The organism is Streptomyces sp. NPDC031466 (genome assembly GCF_055581265.1).
The window spans coordinates 184,325-203,307 of record NZ_JBVIJT010000013.1 but is presented as its reverse complement, the minus strand read 5'-3'; the positions used below and the strand labels follow the sequence as shown (position 1 = coordinate 203,307).

At 70.8% G+C, this 18,983-nt stretch carries 21 protein-coding genes and 1 pseudogene; 13 read left to right on the top strand and 9 right to left on the bottom strand.

Annotated features, from left to right (window positions below; translation table 11 throughout):
- The 3 genes and pseudogenes from ACZ5GP_RS30330 to ACZ5GP_RS30320 form a co-directional block, all read left to right on the top strand.
- The coding region (locus tag ACZ5GP_RS30330) for a carboxyl transferase domain-containing protein (RefSeq protein WP_358590560.1) at nt 1–141 on the top strand (141 nt) is incomplete at its 5' end.
- A gap of 54 nt (nt 142–195) precedes the next feature.
- On the top strand, nt 196–378 hold the full coding sequence (locus ACZ5GP_RS30325) for an acyl-CoA carboxylase epsilon subunit (protein ID WP_468753883.1): 183 nt from the start codon (nt 196–198) through the stop codon (nt 376–378).
- 186 nt (nt 379–564) lie between these two features.
- Nucleotides 565–711: pseudogene (locus ACZ5GP_RS30320) on the top strand (Uma2 family endonuclease); the annotation flags it as partial.
- Nucleotides 712–718: 7 nt separating this feature from the next.
- Here ACZ5GP_RS30320 and ACZ5GP_RS30315 read toward each other — a convergent pair.
- From ACZ5GP_RS30315 to ychF, 3 genes are all read right to left on the bottom strand, one after another.
- Nucleotides 719–973, bottom strand: coding sequence for a Txe/YoeB family addiction module toxin (locus tag ACZ5GP_RS30315; protein WP_468753882.1), 255 nt, complete (start codon nt 971–973; stop codon nt 719–721).
- Complete coding sequence (locus ACZ5GP_RS30310; RefSeq protein WP_468753881.1) at nt 970–1,251, bottom strand: type II toxin-antitoxin system Phd/YefM family antitoxin; 282 nt, start codon at nt 1,249–1,251, stop codon at nt 970–972. The genes ACZ5GP_RS30315 and ACZ5GP_RS30310 overlap by 4 nt, the downstream gene beginning before the upstream one ends.
- A gap of 198 nt (nt 1,252–1,449) precedes the next feature.
- On the bottom strand, nt 1,450–2,538 hold the full coding sequence (ychF, locus tag ACZ5GP_RS30305) for a redox-regulated ATPase YchF (protein ID WP_358911963.1): 1,089 nt from the start codon (nt 2,536–2,538) through the stop codon (nt 1,450–1,452).
- Between the two features lie 245 nt (nt 2,539–2,783).
- Between ychF and ACZ5GP_RS30300 the strand changes: the two genes are divergently transcribed.
- Complete coding sequence (locus ACZ5GP_RS30300; RefSeq protein WP_468753880.1) at nt 2,784–3,413, top strand: DUF6542 domain-containing protein; 630 nt, start codon at nt 2,784–2,786, stop codon at nt 3,411–3,413.
- A 36-nt stretch (nt 3,414–3,449) separates the two neighbouring features.
- Here the strand turns inward: ACZ5GP_RS30300 and ppgK are convergent, their stop codons facing one another.
- Complete coding sequence (ppgK, locus tag ACZ5GP_RS30295; protein WP_468753879.1) at nt 3,450–4,193, bottom strand: polyphosphate--glucose phosphotransferase; 744 nt, start codon at nt 4,191–4,193, stop codon at nt 3,450–3,452.
- A gap of 50 nt (nt 4,194–4,243) precedes the next feature.
- On the bottom strand, nt 4,244–5,236 hold the full coding sequence (locus ACZ5GP_RS30290; RefSeq protein WP_468753878.1) for a 4-hydroxy-3-methylbut-2-enyl diphosphate reductase: 993 nt from the start codon (nt 5,234–5,236) through the stop codon (nt 4,244–4,246).
- A gap of 76 nt (nt 5,237–5,312) precedes the next feature.
- Between ACZ5GP_RS30290 and ACZ5GP_RS30285 the strand changes: the two genes are divergently transcribed.
- The 4 genes from ACZ5GP_RS30285 (at nt 5,313) to ACZ5GP_RS30270 (ending at nt 9,196) form a co-directional block, all read left to right on the top strand.
- Nucleotides 5,313–6,716, top strand: a complete 1,404-nt coding sequence (locus tag ACZ5GP_RS30285; RefSeq protein WP_468753877.1) for an APC family permease — start codon at nt 5,313–5,315, stop codon at nt 6,714–6,716.
- Nucleotides 6,717–6,909: 193 nt separating this feature from the next.
- On the top strand, nt 6,910–8,190 hold the full coding sequence (gene xseA / locus ACZ5GP_RS30280) for an exodeoxyribonuclease VII large subunit (RefSeq protein WP_468753876.1): 1,281 nt from the start codon (nt 6,910–6,912) through the stop codon (nt 8,188–8,190).
- Between the two features lie 9 nt (nt 8,191–8,199).
- Nucleotides 8,200–8,490 carry an exodeoxyribonuclease VII small subunit gene (locus ACZ5GP_RS30275; RefSeq protein WP_468753875.1) on the top strand — a complete coding sequence of 97 codons (291 nt, stop codon included), beginning with the start codon at nt 8,200–8,202 and terminating at the stop codon, nt 8,488–8,490.
- A 115-nt stretch (nt 8,491–8,605) separates the two neighbouring features.
- On the top strand, nt 8,606–9,196 hold the full coding sequence (locus tag ACZ5GP_RS30270; protein ID WP_468753874.1) for a malonic semialdehyde reductase: 591 nt from the start codon (nt 8,606–8,608) through the stop codon (nt 9,194–9,196).
- A gap of 133 nt (nt 9,197–9,329) precedes the next feature.
- Here ACZ5GP_RS30270 and ACZ5GP_RS30265 read toward each other — a convergent pair whose 3' ends face one another.
- On the bottom strand, nt 9,330–9,848 hold the full coding sequence (locus tag ACZ5GP_RS30265) for a DUF4245 domain-containing protein (RefSeq protein ID WP_468753873.1): 519 nt from the start codon (nt 9,846–9,848) through the stop codon (nt 9,330–9,332).
- 152 nt (nt 9,849–10,000) lie between these two features.
- Between ACZ5GP_RS30265 and glpX the strand changes: the two genes are divergently transcribed.
- A complete protein-coding gene (gene glpX / locus ACZ5GP_RS30260) occupies nt 10,001–11,032 on the top strand; it encodes a class II fructose-bisphosphatase (RefSeq protein WP_127909988.1) in 1,032 nt (343 codons plus the stop codon).
- A gap of 114 nt (nt 11,033–11,146) precedes the next feature.
- On the opposite strand, the gene ACZ5GP_RS30255 is transcribed toward glpX, so the two are convergent.
- Together ACZ5GP_RS30255 and ACZ5GP_RS30250 are read right to left on the bottom strand one after the other, a co-directional pair.
- Nucleotides 11,147–11,521, bottom strand: coding sequence for a WhiB family transcriptional regulator (locus tag ACZ5GP_RS30255; protein ID WP_468753872.1), 375 nt, complete (start codon nt 11,519–11,521; stop codon nt 11,147–11,149).
- A 125-nt stretch (nt 11,522–11,646) separates the two neighbouring features.
- Nucleotides 11,647–12,348: a DUF1707 SHOCT-like domain-containing protein gene (locus ACZ5GP_RS30250; protein WP_468753871.1), complete on the bottom strand. Its 702-nt coding sequence runs from the start codon at nt 12,346–12,348 to the stop codon at nt 11,647–11,649.
- Nucleotides 12,349–12,548: 200 nt separating this feature from the next.
- On the opposite strand from ACZ5GP_RS30250, the gene ACZ5GP_RS30245 reads away from it, so the two are divergent.
- Nucleotides 12,549–14,225, top strand: coding sequence for a fumarate hydratase (locus ACZ5GP_RS30245; RefSeq protein WP_468753895.1), 1,677 nt, complete (start codon nt 12,549–12,551; stop codon nt 14,223–14,225).
- Between the two features lie 98 nt (nt 14,226–14,323).
- On the opposite strand, the gene ACZ5GP_RS30240 is transcribed toward ACZ5GP_RS30245, so the two are convergent.
- Nucleotides 14,324–15,862 (bottom strand): ricin-type beta-trefoil lectin domain protein, encoded by a 1,539-nt coding sequence (locus ACZ5GP_RS30240; RefSeq protein ID WP_468753870.1) that lies wholly within the window; start codon nt 15,860–15,862, stop codon nt 14,324–14,326.
- Nucleotides 15,863–15,995: 133 nt separating this feature from the next.
- Here ACZ5GP_RS30240 and ACZ5GP_RS30235 point away from each other — a divergent pair, with 133 nt between their 5' ends.
- The 3 genes from ACZ5GP_RS30235 to ACZ5GP_RS30225 all read left to right on the top strand — a co-directional run bounded on the left by ACZ5GP_RS30235 (nt 15,996) and on the right by ACZ5GP_RS30225 (nt 18,953).
- Complete coding sequence (locus ACZ5GP_RS30235; protein WP_468753869.1) at nt 15,996–17,414, top strand: class II fumarate hydratase; 1,419 nt, start codon at nt 15,996–15,998, stop codon at nt 17,412–17,414.
- Nucleotides 17,415–17,466: 52 nt separating this feature from the next.
- Nucleotides 17,467–18,156: a cytidylyl-2-hydroxypropylphosphonate hydrolase gene (fomD, locus tag ACZ5GP_RS30230; RefSeq protein WP_468753868.1), complete on the top strand. Its 690-nt coding sequence runs from the start codon at nt 17,467–17,469 to the stop codon at nt 18,154–18,156.
- Between the two features lie 116 nt (nt 18,157–18,272).
- Nucleotides 18,273–18,953: a class I SAM-dependent DNA methyltransferase gene (locus ACZ5GP_RS30225; protein ID WP_468753867.1), complete on the top strand. Its 681-nt coding sequence runs from the start codon at nt 18,273–18,275 to the stop codon at nt 18,951–18,953.
- The last annotated feature ends 30 nt before the right edge of the window (nt 18,954–18,983 follow it).

The following is an 18,983-nucleotide window of genomic DNA, read 5'->3' as shown; positions in this document are numbered from 1 at the left end:
TACTACGCCGCCGAACGCGGCCTGGTCGACGACGTCATCGACCCCGCCGAGACCCGCGAGGTCCTCATCAACTCCCTCGCGATGCTCGCCAACAAACACGCCGACCGCCCGGCCCGCAAGCACGGCAACCCCCCGCAATGACGCACCCGCGCTGACCCGGACACGCACGCGGTGACGCCCACGACCGGAGGTCCCATGCCCGCAGCAGCCGACATCCGCATAGAAAAGGGCGAGGTCACGGACGCCGAACTGGCAGCCCTGACCGTCCTGCTCCTCTCCCTCACCACCCCCCGCCCCACCACGCCCTTCACCCCCACACCCCCCACCACGGCCTGGCGCCGGGACAACTACCGGGCCCCCCACAGCTGGCAGGCCTGACTCCCCCGCAAGCACCACAGAAAGGGATCGGCTCCCCCAGGAGCCGATCCCTTCCCTTTTGCGGCGGCGCCGCATGCCGGACGGGGGGGGACGGGGCGGCTGGCCATGGCGCGGGAAGGCGCCGAAATCGCTCCGGCGGGGATCGCCGGCTCCCCGGCCTGAGCTGGGAGCCGCTACCGTGAAGCCATGACCGCACTGCCCGACTGGATGCGCCCGCCGCGCGCGGAAGGCTGGCTCGCGGAGGACCTCGACCGCCTCCCCGAGGCACCCCGCCACACCGAGCTGATCGACGGCACCCTCGTCTTCATGCTGTCGCCCCAGCACACCGGACACTCACCGATCAGTAGTGATACCGGGCAGCGAGGATGACGATCTCATTGTCCGTCACCAGATAGACCAGGCGGTGCTCATCGTCGATCCGTCGCGACCAGGCCCCAGGCAGGTGATACTTCAGCGGCTCCGGCTTGCCGATGCCCACGAAGGGGTCACGCCTGACATCTTCGATGAGCTTGTTGATCCGGGCGAGCGTCTTACGGTCGTTCTTGAGCCAGGACGTGTAGTCCTCCCAGCCCTGATCCTCGAAGACGAGCCTCACGCGGCACCCGCACCTGCGCCCGGTGACTCGGGATCGATCAGCTCACGCTCCGACACGTTGATGTGCGACAGGGCGTTCTCGTACGCCTTGAGCAACCGCCGGGCGTTCGCCGGCGAGCGCAGCAGGTAGGAGCCCTCGCGCAGCGCCATGTAGTCCTCGGCCGAGACAAGCACCGCGTTACCGTGCTTGGAGACGATCTCGATGGCCTCATGATTCTCGTTGACCTTTTTGATCAACGGAAACAGTTCCTTGCGCGCTTCGCTCGCAGTGATGGACATGACTTCAGCCCTCTCATCGAGTGGTACTCAATAACGTACCACTCTTGGCCCCATCCGAGAGAGGATCCGACTGATGGTGCCGCAACTGATCCAGCACCCATCCAGCGCGGGGAAAGGCTAGGGGCCCACCTCCGGAGAGGCGGGCCCCATCTGACCTGCATGTTTGCCACGTCAACGACGTGGCGTTATTCCATCCGCTCAGACGTTGAAGCGGAACTCCACCACATCCCCGTCCTGCATCACATACTCCTTGCCCTCCATGCGGGCCTTGCCCGCCGCGCGGGCCTCGGCCACCGAGCCCGTTTCGACCAGGTCGGCGAAGGAGATGACCTCGGCCTTGATGAAGCCCTTCTGGAAGTCCGTGTGGATGACGCCGGCCGCCTCGGGGGCCGTCGCGCCCCGCTTGATCGTCCAGGCGCGGGATTCCTTGGGGCCGGCCGTCAGGTACGTCTGGAGGCCCAGCGTGCGGAAGCCGACGTGGGCCAGGGTGGCGAGGCCCGGCTCTTCCTGGCCCACCGACTGGAGGAGTTCGAGGGCCTCGTCGTCGTCCAGTTCGGCGAGGTCCGCCTCCAGCTTGGCGTTGAGGAAGATCGCCTCCGCGGGGGCGACCAGCGCACGCTGCTCGGCCTTGAAGTCGTCGTCCGTCAGCTCGTCCTCGTCGACGTTGAAGACGTAGAGGAAGGGCTTGGTGGTGAGGAGGTGGAGGTCGTGGAGGAGCTCCGAGCGCTCCGAGCCCTGGACGATGCCCTGTGAGAAGAGCGTGTCGCCACGCTCCAGGATCTCCTTGGCCTCCTCGACGGCCTTGACCTTCGGCGCGACGTCCTTCTTGATGCGCGACTCCTTCTGGAGGCGCGGCAGGACCTTCTCGATGGTCTGGAGGTCGGCGAGGATCAGCTCGGTGTTGATCGTCTCGATGTCGTCCTTGGGCGAGACCTTGCCGTCGACGTGCACGACGTTCTCGTCCTTGAAGGCGCGGATGACCTGGCAGATCGCGTCCGACTCGCGGATGTTGGCGAGGAACTTGTTGCCGAGGCCCTCACCCTCGCTCGCGCCGCGCACGATGCCGGCGATGTCGACGAAGTCGACCGTCGCGGGGAGGACCTTCTGCGAGGAGAAGATCTCGGCCAGCTTCGTCAGGCGGGGGTCGGGGACGCCGACCACACCCACGTTCGGCTCGATCGTGGCGAACGGGTAGTTGGCCGCCAGCACGTCGTTCTTGGTCAGGGCGTTGAACAGGGTCGACTTGCCGACATTGGGCAGACCGACGATTCCGATCGTGAGCGACACGTTGCGACTTCCCGTACGTCAGGGCTGGGTGGGGCGGCCCCTTGTACCCGCGCCTGGTGCGTGCGCTTCGTACGTGGGCCGATCCACCAGTCTACGGCGTGCCGCCGACTGCCCCTCCGGACGGCCGTCCACCCGGCCCCCGCCCGGCCCTCTCCCTGTCCGCTCCCGTCGAACGCATGGCCAAGGTCACTCAAAGGGCGTGTCCCGCGCCTGATTCCGCGCGGAAGCCGACCTAGGTTGGTCCAGTGGAGCAACACAGGACGCGTCCCCCTCAGCCCGACCCGAAGGCTGCCCCGGCGGCCCGGTCCCGACGGACCGCGCCCCTGCCCCCGCAGGGCAGGGCCGCGCGGCCCGGCGCGGTGTACCGGGCCGCCGCCCGGCCCCGGCGTCCCGTCCCGCCGTTCGTCGAGGCGCTGCGCCGCGCCCCGCTGTACCGCAGGCTGCGGCAGCTGCCGAACCCGCGTCTGACCGGGCTCGGCAGCGGGCTGTTCTGCGCGACCGTGATGTTCCTGTTCGCCTGCCTGCTGAGGCTGCTCTTCGGCAGTTCCCTCGTCGCGTACGGCGTGCTGTTCCTGCCCGTGGCCGCGCTCACCGCGTTCTGGGTGCGCCCGGCCGACCTGGTCACCGCGCCGGTCGTGGTGCCGATCGCCTTCGCCGCGGGCGTCCTGCCGATCTCCGGGGGCAGCGGAGGGTTCGGCGGCCAGTTCATGGGGCTCGTGACGTCGCTGGCCCTGCACGCCGGCTGGCTGTACGGGGGCACACTCGTCACCGGGGTCATCGTGACCGTGCGCAAGGCCCGGCTGATGACCGAGCGGCGCAGGACTCCCCGTCCGGCGCCCCGGCGGCCCGACGGCAAGGGCGTGCCCGCCGCCTGACCTCCCGGGACGCCGTCCCCGGACGTCGTCCCGCGGCTACGCCTCGCCGGCCGCCGCCATCGCCGCTCCCACGATGCCCGCGTTGTTCTGGAGCTGGGCCGGGACGATCTCCGCCGCGATGCCCTCGATCAGCGGCAGGAACTTGTGCGCCTTGCGGCTGACACCGCCGCCGATGATGAACAGCTCCGGCGAGAACAGCATCTCCACGTGCGCGAGGTACTTCTGGACGCGCCGCGCCCAGTGCTCCCAGCTCAGGTCCTCGTCCTCGCGCGCCTTGGAGGAGGCCTTCTTCTCCGCGTCGTGGCCGTGCAGTTCGAGATGGCCCAGCTCGGTGTTGGGCACCAGCCGGCCGCCCGTGAACAGGGCGCTGCCGATGCCCGTGCCGAGGGTGAGCATGAGGACCGTGCCCGTGCGCCCCTTGCCCGCGCCGAAGTGCATCTCCGCGACGCCCGCCGCGTCCGCGTCGTTCAGGACGGTCACGGGGGCCCCGCCGAGCCGGTCGGAGACCAGCTTGCTGATGTCCTTGCCGATCCAGCTCTTGTCGACGTTCGCGGCCGTGCGCGCCGTGCCGTCGGTGATCACGCCGGGGAACGTGGCACCGACGGGCCCCGTCCAGCCGAAGTGCTCCACCACCTCGCACACGCCCTTCACCACCGCGTCCGGCGTCGCCGGATGCGGGGTCAGCACCTTGTGCCGCTCTTGCGTCAGGTCTCCGCGCTCCAGGTCCACGGGCGCGCCCTTGATCCCTGATCCGCCGATGTCCACACCGAAGATCTGCATGGACCCACGTTACGGCGAGGGTCGGCGCCGTGACAGCTCGGCCGGCGCGATCAGCCCCGCGACAGCTCCGCCGCCTCGGCGCGCAGGTCCCTGCGGAGCTCCTTGGGCAGCGAGAAGGTGATGGACTCCTCGGCCGTCTTCACCGTCTCCACGTCGGCGTAGCCGCGCTCGGCGAGCCATTCGATGACGCCGTCCACCAGGATGTCCGGCACGGACGCGCCCGACGTCAGACCGACCGTGGTGACGCCCTCCAGCCAGGCCTCGTCGATCTCGCCGGCGTTGTCGACGAGGTAGGAGGCGGCGGCGCCCGCGTCCAGGGCGACCTCGACCATGCGGATGGAGTTCGAGGAGTTCTTGGAGCCGACGACGATGACCAGCTCGGCGTCCTCGGCGAGCTTCTTGACCGCGGTCTGGCGGTTCTGCGTGGCGTAGCAGATGTCGTCGCTGGGCGGCGACAGCAGGTTCGGGAACTTGCCCTTGAGGGCGTCGACCGTCTCCATCGTCTCGTCGACGGAGAGCGTGGTCTGGGAGAGCCAGACGACCTTGTCGGGGTCGCGGACCTCGACGTTCGCCACGTCCTCGGGGCCGTCGACCAGCGTGATGTGGTCGGGCGCCTCGCCGGAGGTGCCGATGACCTCCTCGTGGCCCTCGTGCCCGATCAGGAGGATGTCGTAGTCCTCCTTGGCGAACCGGACCGCTTCCTTGTGCACCTTGGTGACCAGCGGGCACGTCGCGTCGATCGTCGCGAGCTTGCGCTCGGCGGCCTCCGCGTGGACGGTCGGGGCGACGCCGTGCGCGGAGAACATGACGATGGAGCCCTCGGGGACCTCCGCCGTCTGGTCGACGAAGATCGCACCCTTCTTCTCCAGGGTCTGCACCACGTACTTGTTGTGGACGATCTCGTGGCGGACGTAGATCGGGGCCCCGTACTGCTCCAGGGCCTTCTCGACGGCGATCACGGCACGGTCCACGCCCGCGCAGTAGCCACGGGGAGCGGCGAGCAGGACACGGCGGGAGCCAGGCGTTGCAGTCATGCCCCCCATCGTAAGGCCGCGTCCAGCGCGTCAAAGATCGCCGCGTTGGAGAGACTGGAGGCCTGCGTCGAGCTACGGAGGCACGATGTCCGGACAGTCCGCCAGTACGGGAGCCCACTCCGCGGGCGCCGACCCCGCCGGGGCCTCCGGGCCCGCCGAGGGTACGGGGCTGCGGCGCAGCCTCGGCTTCCGGGATCTCGTCGTCTACGGGCTGCTCTTCATCGCCCCCATGGCGCCGGTCGGCGTCTTCGGCACGCTCGACGCGAAGTCGCACGGCGCCGTCGCCCTCGTCTACCTGATCGCCACGGTCGCGATGGCGTTCACCGCTTTCAGCTACGCCCAGATGGTGCGGGTCGTCCCCCAGGCGGGGTCCGTCTTCGCGTACGCGCGCGTGGGGCTCGGCAAGGGGCCCGGGTTCATCGCCGGGTGGATGGCGATGCTGGACTACCTGCTGATCCCCGCGGTCGCCTACCTCTTCTCCGGGATCGCGATGAACTCGCTGGTCCCCTCGGTGTCCCGGTGGGTGTGGACGGCGATCGCGGTGCTCATCACGACCGCGCTGAACCTGTGGGGCGTACGGACGGCGGCGCGGGTCGGCTTCGCGGTGCTCGCGATGGAGATCGTGGTGCTGCTGGTCTTCGTCGTGGCCGCCGTGGTGGTCCTCGTGCAGGACGGGGCGCGGCGGGACTGGCTCTCGCCGCTGACCGGGGACGGCTCGCAGGGGGCGTTCGCCCTGTCGGCGGTGGTGGGGGCGGTGTCGATCGCCGTCCTGTCGTATCTGGGCTTCGACGCGATCGCCTCCTTCGCGGAGGAGGTCACCGGCGGCTCCGCGAAGGTCGCGCGGGCGGTGCTGTTCTGCCTGGCGCTCGCGGGCGTGCTGTTCATCGCCCAGACGTACCTGGTGGCGCTCCTGGAGCCGCTGTCCTCCGCCGAGCTGGCCGCCGAGCCCGTTAAGCAGGGGACGGCCTTCTACGACGCCGTGAACTCGGCGGCCGGGACGTGGCTGCACGATCTGGTGGCCGTCAGCAAGGCGATCGGCGCGGCGTTCGCGGCGCTGGCCGGGCAGGCGGCGGCGGGGCGGCTGCTCTTCGCCATGGCGCGGGAGCGGCGGCTGCCGAAGGCCCTGTCCCGGACGGACTCCGGTACTCCCCGGGTCGCGCTGCTGTGCGCGGCCGTGGTGACGCTGGTCGCCGCGGTGTGGGCGGCTCGGCGGGACGACGGCATGGACCACCTGGTGTCGGTGGTGGACATCGGGGCGTTGACGGCGTTCCTGCTGCTGCACGCGAGTGTCGTCGGGTGGTTCGTGGTGCGGCACCGGGAGGACGGGTTCAGCTGGTGGCGGCACCTGCTGGTGCCCGTGCTGGGGGCGGTCATCGTGGTGGCGGTCATCTGGGAGGCGTCCGGGGCGGCGCAGGTGGTGGGGGCGGTGTGGCTGGGCGTGGGGCTCGTCGTGCTTTTCGCACAGCGGGGCCGTGGGGGGGTGCTCTGAGCCGCCGCTTCGCGGCGGGTGTCTCCCACCCACCCACCCGTTTACCCCGGGTCGTGCCGGTGCCGTAGGGACGCCCGTTTACCCCGGGTCGCATCCGTGCCGTAGGGACGCCCGGTTACCCCGGTTCGCATCCGTGCCGTAGGGGCCCTTTCGCTCGGCCCGGGGTGTCACACCCGCCGACTACGCTCGGCGCATGGCTCTCAACACGTCCGCGGACGCGCCGCTCCCCGTGGGGCAGGTGTCGCGGCTCATCGGTGGGTGGATCGACCGGCTCGGCGCCGTCTGGGTGGAGGGGCAGATCACCCAGCTGTCCCGCAGACCGGGCGCCGGCGTGGTCTTCCTGACGCTGCGCGACCCCTCGCACGACATCTCGGTGAGCGTCACCTGCTACCGCCAGGTGTTCGACGCCGTGGCGGACGTCGTCTCCGAGGGCGCCCGCGTCGTCGTCCACGCCAAGCCGGAGTGGTACGCGCCGCGCGGGCAGCTGTCCCTGCGGGCCGCCGAGATAAGGCCGGTCGGCGTCGGTGAGCTGCTGGCGCGGATCGAGCAGCTGAAGAAGAGCCTCGCCGCGGAGGGTCTGTTCGCGTCCGGGCGCAAGAAGCCGCTGCCGTTCCTGCCGCAGCTCATCGGCCTCGTCACGGGCCGCGCGTCGGCCGCCGAGCGGGACGTCCTGGAGAACGCGCGGCACCGCTGGCCCGCCGTCCGCTTCGAGGTCCGTGCCGTCCCCGTGCAGGGGGTGCACGCGGTGCCGCAGGTCGTCCGGGCCGTGCAGGAGCTGGACGCGCTCGACGAGGTCGACGTGATCATCGTGGCGCGGGGCGGCGGCAGCGTGGAGGACCTGCTGCCGTTCTCCGACGAGCAGCTGATCAGGGCGGTGGCGGCCTGCCGTACGCCGCTGGTCTCGGCCATCGGGCACGAGCCGGACAGCCCGCTGCTCGATCTCGTGGCGGACCTGCGGGCCTCCACGCCCACGGACGCCGCCAAGAAGGTCGTGCCGGACGTCGGCGAGGAGTACGAGCGCGTGCGGGGCCTGAGCGAGCGCGCCCGGCGCTGCGTGGACGCCTTCCTCGACCGCGAGGAGCGCGGCCTCGCGCATGCCCTGGCCCGCCCCTCCATGGAGCACCCGCACCGGATGGTCGAGGAGCGCGAGGAGCAGGTCTCGGCGCTCGTCGACCGGGCCCGGCGCACGCTCGGGCACTTGTTGGACCGGGCGTCCTCGGAGCTGACGCACACGCACGCGCGCGTGGTGGCCCTCTCCCCCGCCGCGACCCTCCAGCGCGGGTACGCGGTGCTGCAGAAGACGGACGGCGCGGTCGTCCGGGCCCCGCAGGAGGTGGGCGCCGGCGAGGAGTTGCGGGCCCGCGTCGCCGAGGGCGAGTTCACCGTACGAGCCGAACGAGCCGAACGAGCCGAAGCAACCGCGCCGACCGAAGCAACCGCACGAGCCGAACGAACCGCACGGAACGAGAATTAGGGTGGCCGCATGACCAGCAAGACGGACGAGGCCGTGGGCCCGGCGGACGCGCTCGGGTACGAGCAGGCGCGGGACGAGCTGATCGAGGTCGTACGCCGCCTGGAGACCGGCGGCACGACGCTGGAGGAGTCGCTCGCCCTGTGGGAGCGGGGCGAGGAGCTGGCGACGGTGTGCCGCCGCTGGCTGGACGGCGCGCGTGCCCGTCTGGACGCGGCGCTCGCGGGTGAGGGCGGGGAGGGGGCCGGGGCCATCGAGGACGCCGACGACCCCGAGGACCCCCGCGACGGCGCGGCGGTCTGAACGGGCGATGCTTGTGAGGCGAATCACGACCCGCCAAGTTTGGTTGAAACTTAAACGTTGCGGTCGTACTATCGTCCATGCCCGTTGATATCCCGCCGTAACGAGAAGGTAGATCATGTCTCTCGCCCTTGACCCCGCCGCCCAGGACCTGCTCTTCCGCGAGGCCCGCACCGCGAACACCTTCACCGACGAGCCGGTCACCGAGGAGCAGGTCCAGGCGATCTACGACCTGGTCAAGTACGGCCCGACCGCGTTCAACCAGTCGCCGCTGCGCGTCACCCTGGTGCGCTCTCCCGAGGCCCGCGAGCGCCTGGTCACGCACATGGCCGAGGGCAACCGCCCGAAGACGGCGAGCGCCCCGCTGGTCGCGATCCTCTCCGCCGACAACGAGTTCCACGAGGAGCTCCCGGCGCTCTTCCCGCACTTCCCGCAGGCCAAGGACGTCTTCTTCGCCGAGCGCCCGGCCCGTGAGCAGGCCGCGCTGGTGAACGCCACGCTGCAGGCCGGCTACTTCATCGTGGGCGTGCGCGCCGCCGGCCTGGCCGCCGGCCCGATGACCGGCTTCGACGCCGCCGGCGTGCAGAAGGAGTTCCTGGACGACGACCACACCCCGCTGATGATCGTCAACATCGGCAAGCCGGGCGAGGACGCCTGGTTCCCGCGCTCCCCGCGGCTGGCCTACGAGGACGTCGTCACCACGGTCTGATCGGCCCGGTCCGATCGGCAGGGCCTGATGGGCCCGGTCCGATCGGCGGGCGTCCGCGGACGCCCGAACCGGCACGCGAAGGGCCCCCGGCACACCGCCGGGGGCCCTTCGCGTACTCGCTCACCCCTGCGGATCAGCTGGTGCGCAGCGACCGCGCCATCTTGGTGAGCTGTCCGAACGACGCCGTGCCGGTGACGACGGTCGTCGCGCCCTTCTCGGTGCTCACCAGGGCGTCGTACGTCGAGCCCTGGTAGCGCTGCCACGTCCGGCCGCCGATCTTCTCGGTGGCGTCCGTCCTGCGGGCCTCCTGCGTGGCGTCCTCGATGAACCTGGCCGGCTTGGCGGTGGACTGCTTGATCGCCACGTACTCGCCGTCGGGGTCGAGGAAGCCCAGGTGCCACGCGTCGTGGTCGGCGCCGTCGAACCGCACGGACGTCGGCCTCCACTCCTTGGACAGGCCCTCGGGCGCCGCCACCGGATAGGCCGCGGCCCGCCGGGCCGTCAGGAGCTCCACGCGGTAGTCGACCCGCTTGACGGGGGTCTCGGACTCGTCATGCGGGACGAAGATGTAGATCACGCCCGCGACCAGGGCGATCACCACCAGCGACCACAGCATGTTCTTGACGGTCTGGTTGCCTTGTCTGCCTGCCACGCCCCCATGGTCTCAGGCGCCGGCCGCGCCCCGTCGCCCGGTGCCCGGTCCGCTCATGCGTGGGGCCCACTGCTCATTTTGTCGACCTACGGATAGAGTCGTTCACAATCCCTCATCCGGCCGTCGTCGTATCAGCAGAGAGGTGCGTCCCGATGACCGAGCATCATCTTCCGTCCGAGCTCGAGGTTTCCCCCGAGGCTCCCGACCGCAACCTCGCCCTGGAGCTCGTCCGGGTCACCGAGGCGGCCGCCATGGCCGCGGGCCGCTGGGTCGGCCGCGGCGACAAGAACGGCGCGGACGGCGCCGCGGTCAGGGCCATGCGGACCCTTGTCCACACCGTCTCGATGAACGGCGTCGTGGTCATCGGGGAGGGCGAGAAGGACGAGGCCCCGATGCTCTTCAACGGAGAGCGCATCGGCGACGGCACCGGCGCCGAGGTCGACATCGCCGTCGACCCGATCGACGGCACGACGCTGACCGCGAAGGGCATGCCCAACGCGATCGCCGTCCTGGCCGCCGCCGACCGCGGCGCGATGTTCGACCCCTCCGCCGTGTTCTACATGGATAAGCTGGTCACCGGCCCCGAGGCCGCGGACTACGTCGACATCAACGCGCCCGCGTCGGTCAACATCCGCCGGGTCGCCAAGGCCAAGAACTCCTCGCCCGAGGACGTCACGGTGATGATCCTGGACCGCCCCCGCCACGAGGGCATCGTCAAGGAGATCCGCGAGACCGGCGCCCGCATCAAGTTCATCTCCGACGGCGATGTCGCCGGCTCGGTCATGGCCGTGCGCGAGGGCACCGGCGTCGACCTCCTGATGGGCATCGGCGGCACCCCCGAGGGCATCATCTCGGCGTGTGCGATCAAGTGCCTGGGCGGCGTGATCCAGGGCAAGTTGTGGCCGAAGGACGACGCGGAGCGCCAGCGCGCCCTCGACGCCGGTCACGACCTGGACCGCACGCTCTCCACGGACGACCTGGTCAAGGGCGACAACGTCTTCTTCGTCGCGACCGGCATCACCGACGGCGAGCTGCTCCAGGGCGTGCGCTACCGCGCGGCGACCGCCTCGACGTCGTCCCTGGTCATGCGGTCCAAGTCGGGCACCATCCGCAAGATCGACTCCGACCACCGGCTCTCGAAGCTGCGGGCGTACAGCGCGATCGACTTCGACCGCGCCAAGTAGTCCCACCGCGCGGAACAGTCCGACCGCGCGAAGCAGTGCGTACGACGAAGGGGGCGTCCCGTGCGGGGGACGCCCCCTTCGTCGTGGGCCACCAGGGAGCCTGCCGCGCCGGGCCTAGCCGGCCGCGGCGATCTCCGCCGCGGCGGCCGCCTTCTTCAGTTCCACGTCCCGCCTGCGGCGGCGGGCCAGGACCACGCGGCGCTCGGCGGCGGTCAGGCCGCCCCACACGCCGTACGGCTCGGGCTGGAGCAGGGCGTGTTCGCGGCACTCGACCATCACCGGGCAGCGGCCGCAGACCCGCTTGGCCGCCTCCTCGCGCGAGAGCCTGGCCGCGGTCGGCTCCTTGGACGGGGCGAAGAACAGTCCGGCTTCGTCGCGGCGGCACACCGCCTCCGTGTGCCAGGGCGCGTCATCGGTCCGATCACGCGCGGGCCCCCGCTGAGCCGGGACAGCGGCGACCTGCAGGGACTGACGCGAGGGTTGCAGCACGGTCTACTCCTGACGACGGCTTCGCGAGCGAGAGACGATGCAGCAAGCTCTACCCGCTGTGTGCGCGCCTATGCACTGAGTTCCGACGCGCGGAAGCGCGGCCTCCCCTCGCGGCGCGCGGGCCGTCAGTGCCCGAGGTGCTTGCGCAGCCTCTGGTGCAGGTCACGGACGAACTTGCCGCGCTTGGGCCGCGCCTCGATGCTGCCGAGGACCGCCATGCCGTCCACGAAGACGACCGGGGCCTCCTGGTCGGGCGAGTCGAGGGTGTCCACCTCGAAGCTGCCGAGGACGCCCGTGCCGCTGCCGCGCAGCGAGACGTTCTCCGGGAGGTGGATCTCGACCGAGCCGAAGATGGCGATCGCCTTGATGACGACCTGGCGCTGCTCGAAGATCGCCTCGCTCAGGTCTATCTCGACGCTGCCGAAGATGGCGTACGCGTGGGTGCGGCGGGCCACCCGCCAGCGGCCCTTGCGGACGGAGCCGCTGAGGACGGCCACCAGGTTCTCGTCCGCGACCGGCGGGATCGCTCCGGGGGACGGCCTGGAGGGGACGGGGCCGGGGGTGTGCCCGGGCGGGGTCCTGGGGTGGGCGGCGGGGTCCTGGGCGGCGGGCAAGTCCCTGACCAGTGGCTGTAGTTCGGCCATCGTCTTGGCGCGATAGACCCCCTCGACGCGGTCCGCGTGCTCGTCGGCGGTGAGGCGGCCCTCGGCCAGGGCCTCGCGGAGGATGTCCGCGGTGCGGTCCCGGTCGGCGTCGGAGGCACGGAGGGATCCCGGCTCCTCGGCTGTGGCGGGAGCGGGCTGCGGGAGACGCTTTTCGAGGTCCACGTCGGCAGCGTACCCAAACGCGATAGATCGCGACTAGCCCTGTGGACAACCGGCGCGGCGCCCGGATCCCCTACTGAGCCTTACCTCACAGACGCCGCCCGCCGCGCGCGTTCTACGCTGGTTGGCGCGTCGCCAATGGAGGCGCGCCGCTGTCTGCCGAGTGAGGAATGGCCGCAATGTCCGTTAGCCCCCGCCCGCCCATCCCGGCGTTCGAGTACTCCGATCTGCTCCCCCTGGGAGAGGACACCACCCCGTACCGGCTGGTGACCTCCGAGGGCGTCTCCACCTTCGAGGCCGACGGGCGGACGTTCCTCAAGGTCGAGCCGGAGGCGCTGCGCACGCTCGCCGCCGAGGCGATCCACGACATCCAGCACTACCTGCGCCCCGCGCACCTGGCGCAGCTGCGGCGCATCGTGGACGACCCCGAGGCGTCGTCCAACGACAAGTTCGTGGCGCTCGACCTGCTGAAGAACGCGAACATCGCGGCGGCGGGCGTGCTGCCCATGTGCCAGGACACCGGCACGGCGATCGTCATGGGCAAGCGCGGACAGAACGTCCTGACCGAGGGCGAGGACGAGAAGGCGCTCTCCAAGGGCGTCTTCGACGCGTACACGAAGCTGAACCTGCGCTACTCCCAGATGGCCCCGCTGACCATGTGGGAGGAGAAGAACACCGGCTCCAACCTGCCGGCGCAGATCGAGCTGTACGCGACCGACGGTGGCGCCTACAAGTTCCTGTTCATGGCCAAGGGCGGCGGCTCCGCCAACAAGAGCTTCCTCTACCAGGAGACGAAGGCCGTCCTGAACGAGGCCTCCATGATGAAGTTCCTGGAGGAGAAGATCCGCTCCCTGGGGACGGCCGCCTGCCCGCCGTACCACCTGGCGATCGTCGTGGGCGGCACGAGCGCCGAGTTCGCGCTGAAGACCGCGAAGTACGCCTCCGCGCACTACCTGGACGAGCTGCCGTCCGAGGGCTCTCCGACCGGGCACGGCTTCCGGGACAAGGAGCTGGAGGAGAAGGTCTTCGAGCTGACGCAGAAGATCGGCATCGGCGCGCAGTTCGGCGGCAAGTACTTCTGCCACGACGTGCGCGTGGTGCGCCTGCCCCGGCACGGCGCCTCGCTGCCCGTCGCCATCGCCGTCTCCTGCTCGGCCGACCGCCAGGCCACCGCGAAGATCACCGCCGAGGGCGTCTTCCTGGAGCAGCTGGAGAGGGACCCGGCGCGCTTCCTGCCGGAGACGACGGAGGAGACCCTCAACGACGACGCCGAGTCGGCGGACGTCGTCGAGATCGACCTCAACCAGCCGATGGACGCGATCCTCGCCGAGCTGACCAAGCACCCGGTCAAGACCCGCCTGTCGCTCACCGGTCCCCTCGTCGTGGCCCGCGACATCGCGCACGCCAAGATCAAGGAGCGGCTCGACGCGGGTGAGGAGATGCCGCAGTACTTGAAGGACCACCCGGTGTACTACGCCGGTCCCGCGAAGACCCCCGAGGGCTACGCCTCCGGCTCGTTCGGGCCGACGACGGCCGGGCGCATGGACTCCTACGTGGAGCAGTTCCAGGCGGCGGGCGGCTCCAAGGTGATGCTCGCCAAGGGCAACCGCAGCAAGCAGGTCACCGACGCGTGTGACGCGCACGGCGGCTTCTACCTCGGCTCGATCGGCGGCCCGGCCGCGCGGCTCGCCCAGGACTGCATCAAGAAGGTCGAGGTCGTCGAGTACGAGGAGCTCGGCATGGAGGCGGTCTGGAAGATCGAGGTCGAGGACTTCCCGGCCTTCATCGTCGTGGACGACAAGGGCAACGACTTCTTCCAGGACCCGGCCCCCGAGCCCACGTTCACGCACATCCCGGTACGGGGCCCGGGTCTGGCGTAGCGCAGGGGACCGGCGGGTGCGCCCCGCCAGGGGCGCACCCGCCAGGGGCGCGTAGAACCGCGCGACGAGCCACGACGCACCCGCGGAAGGACGACCCCTCAGGCGAACCGCTGATGCGCGGTCCCGGCACATTTCTGGAGCCGCAACGGCTCCTTGGCCCCCGCAAGGGTCAGACAGAGCCCGCTCGCCGCAGCGGGCCGCACCGTCCCGGCCTCACGGACGAACTTCTGGTTGCCACCCCCGTGGCAGTTCCACAGGACGACAGCGGCACCCTCCTTGTAGGCGCCGTCGGGCACGTCGAGACACCGGTCCTGGGTCAGCCCGGTGTGCAGGGACCCTCGCGACTCGTCGTACCACCAGGTCTGGTTCCGATTGCCGGTGCAGTCCCAGCCCTGCACCTTCGTGCCGTTGCGGCTCTTCGAGGCGTCGACGTCCACGCACGTCCCCGTGCCCTCGTTCCTCAGCGGCTTGTACGCGTCGTCCCAGGCGCCCTTGTACAGCTTCGGGCCGCCCGTGCTCGCCGGGTCGGCGCAGCCCGCCTCGCGGTAGCCCGCCTCGTGGAGCTGCGTCAGGCAGGAGGCGAAGGCGGCGTGGCCGCGGGCGTTGGGGTGGAAGGACTGGCGCACGGAGTTGGAGTCCGGCGGGAAGGGGTGGGTCACGTCCACGTAGAGGCCGCGCGCCCAGGTGTCCTCCATGCAGACCTCGTGGCCGTGGAAGAGGCGGGAGTTGTCGAGATAGGTGGCGCCCGCCCTCCTCGCCGCCTCGCGCATGCCCGTCTGGAACGTGGGCACCGCGTAGTCGCGGCCCCACTCGGTGTCCGAGTCGTAGCCGAGCCCGCCGCAGGCGAGCTTGCCCGGGAACGTCGGGTTGTCGCGGAAGTCCGGGCCGATCGGGCTCGGGTAGCCCATGGCGACGAGCCGGTAGTCGCCCTCCTGGTAGCCCGCGTCCCGCATGACCGTCCTCAGGTCGCGCAGCGATTGCTCGACCTTCGGCACGAGGGCGTCCACGCGCGCCTGCCAGCCGTCGTGGTACTTGCCGGCGCACGGCCCCTGGCTCAGCAGGTAGCGGGTCACGCAGTCGGTCATCACCGGTGAGAACTGAAGGTCGTCGTTGGCGCCGACGACGAGCAGGATCGTCTTGATCCTGGTGTTGCGCGCCTTGATGGCGAGGTTGTCGCTCTGCACCAGCTCGTCGGCGTACTGCTTCTGGCCACCGATCCTGATGTTGACCGTGCGGGCCCCGGAACAGGCCACGTTGTACGTCACGTCGGCGGGGATGCCGGTGCGGTGGATCGCGGCGTCCGGCGAGCGGTGGCACCAGTTGTCCGGGCCGTCGGTGCCCGGTTCGTACGTCCCGACGCCCTCCCCGGAGATCTCGCTGTCGCCGAGCGAGATCAGGCCCGTCTTGCGCTCCGCCATGGGGCGTTCGGCCGGGCCGCCGTACAGCTCGGTGGCCTCGGCCGCCCGGATCTTCTCCAGTTCGGGCGGAAGGGGCACCGCCGCGGACGTCCGGGCCCCGCCCCCGTCCGCCGCCTGGGCGGGTACGGCGGCCGCCGCGCCGAGCACGGTCGCCATCGCGGCGGCCGCCGCGAACGTCCCTCGCAGCCGCGCCCGTCCGCTGCGTCTGATGCGCTTCATCGCGCCTCCCCGGGTTGGTGTTACCCAGGGTTTTTACTGGTGGGTAGAGGTCTTGGGAATACCTGGAACAAGACAAGTGCTCAACTTTTCCGGGGCTTTCGACGGCCTCGGAGCGGAGAGGTAGGTTCACGGCATGACCAGCGACGCCAGCGACAACGGCACCGGCGAGTACCGGATCGAGCACGACTCCATGGGCGAGGTGCGAGTCCCCGCCGCCGCCAAGTGGCGTGCGCAGACCCAGCGCGCGGTGGAGAACTTCCCCATCTCCGGGCAGCGCATCGAGCGCGCCCACATCGCCGCCCTCGCCCGGATCAAGACGGCCGCGGCCAAGGTCAACGCGGGGCTCGGGGTGCTGGACGAGGACATCGCCGAGGCCATCGTGGAGGCGGCGGCGGAGGTCGCCGACGGGCGCTGGGACGCGCACTTCCCCGTCGACGTCTTCCAGACCGGCTCGGGCACCTCGTCCAACATGAACACCAACGAGGTCCTCGCCACGCTCGCCACCGAGCGGCTCGGGCGCCCCGTCCACCCCAACGACCACGTGAACGCCTCCCAGTCCTCCAACGACGTCTTCCCGTCCTCGATCCACATCGCGGCGACGGGCGCGGTCACCGGCGAGCTGATCCCGGCCCTCGACCACCTCGCCGCCGCGCTGGAGCGCAAGGCCGAGGAGTTCGCGGACGTCGTCAAGTCCGGGCGCACGCACCTGATGGACGCCACCCCGGTGACGCTCGGCCAGGAGTTCGGCGGGTACGCGGCACAGGTGCGGTACGGCATCGAGCGCCTGGAGGCCTCGCTGCCGCGCCTGGCCGAACTGCCGCTCGGCGGCACGGCCGTGGGCACCGGCATCAACACCCCGCCCGGCTTCTCCGCGGCCGTCATCGCCGAGGTGGCGCGGGCCACCGGCCTGCCGCTGACCGAGGCGCGCGACCACTTCGAGGCGCAGGGCGCCCGGGACGGCATCGTGGAGACCAGCGGGCAGCTGCGGACCATCGGTGTGGGTCTGACGAAGATCGCCAACGACCTGCGGTGGATGGCCTCGGGCCCGCGTACCGGCCTCGCCGAGATCAACCTCCCCGACCTCCAGCCCGGTTCGTCGATCATGCCGGGCAAGGTGAACCCGGTCATCCCGGAGGCCGCGCTGATGGTCGCCGCCCAGGTCACCGGCAACGACGCCACGGTCGCCGCGGCGGGCGCCGCCGGCAACTTCGAGCTGAACGTCATGCTTCCGGTCATCGCCAAGAACGTCCTGGAGTCGATCCGGCTGCTGGCCAACGTCTCCCGGCTGCTCGCCGACCGGACCATCGACGGCATCACCGCCAACCGCGAACGCGCCCGCGAGTACGCCGAGTCCTCGCCCTCCGTCGTGACGCCGCTGAACAAGTACATCGGCTACGAGGAGGCGGCGAAGGTCGCCAAGAGGTCCCTGGCCGAGCGCAAGACGATCCGCGAGGTCGTCCTGGAGGCCGGCTACGTCGACCGGGGCGACCTCACCAGGGAGCAACTGGACGAGGCCCTGGACGTGTTGCGCATGACCCGCCCTCAGGCGTGAGGGGCACCGAGGGACTCGGGACCGGCACCGGAGAGGCGTCTAATATCTGTCCATGACAGACCTCGACGGGAAGACGACGGACGGTGACGGTGCGGCGGCCCGGTGGGCCCCCGGCGACCACATCCTGTGGCGCTACCGGGAGAACGCCGGGGACCGCGTGCACATCTGCCGCCCCGTCACCGTCGTCCAGGACAGCCCGGACCTGCTCGCCGTGTGGATGGCGCCCGGCACCGAGTGCGTCAAGCCCGTGCTGGCCGACGGGACCCCGCTGCACCACGAGCCGCTCGCGACCCGCTACACCAAGCCGCGCGTGATCCGCAGGGACCGCTGGTTCGGCACCGGCGTCCTGAAGCTGGCGCGCCCCGGCGAGCCGTGGTCGGTCTGGCTGTTCTGGGACCAGGGCTGGCAGTTCAAGAACTGGTACGTGAACCTGGAGGAGCCCCGCGTCCGGTGGGCGGCCGGCGTCGACTCCGAGGATCACTTTCTGGACATCTCCGTGCGCCCGGACGGCAGCTGGCGCTGGCACGACGAGGACGAGTTCGCCGAGGCCCTGCGGGTGGGCCTGATGGACCCGGGAAAGGCCGCCGACGTCCGCGCCGCCGGCCGGGCCGCGCTTGACGTGATCGACGCGTGGGGGCCACCGTTTTCGGACGGCTGGCAGCACTGGCGCCCCGATCCGTCCTGGGGCGTACCGCCCCTGCCGGATGACTGGGACCGTACGCCCGCGCGCGTGTCCTCATGAGACCCTTGATGCGCCCCCGTGGTTCAAACGTAGGATCGTCCTCCGCAAGGGCGCACAGTAACAACTCCGTGGGTTTGCGCGCTGTCTGACAGGAAGTCATCGAGGGGCGGCAGAACGTGAGCGAGGACCGCAGAGGCCAGGCCGAGGCCTTTGACGCCATCGGGCAGCAGTACGACGACGCCTTCGCGCGCAAGGAGGGCCAGCTCGCCGCCGGACGCGCCCTGGCCGACGCGCTGGCGCCCGGTTCCCGCGTCCTGGACGTGGGTTGCGGCACCGGTCTGCCCACCGCCCGGCAATTGGCCGAGAAGGGCCACTCGGTCCTCGGCACGGACATCTCCTCGGGCATGCTCGCCCTGGCCGAAAAGAACGTACCGGCCGCCGAGTTCCGGCAGATCGACATCGCGGACCTCACGGCCGAGGGCCCCGAGGGCGTCGGCCGGTTCGACGGCATCACCTGCTTCTTCGCCCTGCTGATGCTGCCGCGCCGGGAGATCCCCGGGGCGCTGCGGCGGCTGCACGGCCTGCTGCGGCCGCGAGGCCTGATGGAGCTGTCCATGGTCGAGGCCGATCTGGACGACGCGCCGATCCCGTTCCTGGGGCACACGATCCGGGTATCGGGATACCTGCGGGACGAACTGCGGCAGGTCGTGCGGGACGCGGGCTTCGAGATCACCGGCGAGGACACGTACTCGTACACTCCCGAGAGCACCGACGCCTCCCCGGGCCCGCAGTCCCGTGCGAGCAGGGAAGGCCCCAATCCGGAACATCAGATCTTTCTGCACTGCCGACGCGGCTGAGCGACGTGCAACGCTGGACGGCGCGCACGG